This window comes from Pantoea sp. E956-1 (assembly GCF_982223955.1).
Genome location: NZ_CEUYZP010000119.1, coordinates 1 through 370 on the forward strand (window position 1 = coordinate 1; position 370 = coordinate 370).

At 54.1% G+C, this 370-nt stretch carries 1 rRNA gene; it reads right to left on the minus strand.

The features are described 5' to 3' along the window. Positions 1 to 370: ribosomal RNA gene (locus AC0T7J_RS25545) — 23S ribosomal RNA — on the minus strand; the annotation flags it as partial.

The window sequence follows — 370 nt, forward strand, 5'->3', positions numbered from 1 at the left end:
CGGATAACCCCATCAATTAACCTTCCGGCACCGGGCAGGCGTCACACCGTATACGTCCACTTTCGTGTTTGCACAGTGCTGTGTTTTTAATAAACAGTTGCAGCCAGCTGGTATCTTCGACTGGCTTCGGCTCGGGGAGCAGGTCCCTCCACCTACGCGCCAGCGTGCCTTCTCCCGAAGTTACGGCACCATTTTGCCTAGTTCCTTCACCCGAGTTCTCTCAAGCGCCTTGGTATTCTCTACCTGACCACCTGTGTCGGTTTGGGGTACGATTCTGTGTTACCTGATGCTTAGAGGCTTTTCCTGGAAGCTGGGCATTTATCACTTCAGCACCGTAGTGCCTCGTCGTCACGCCTCAGCGTTGATAAGC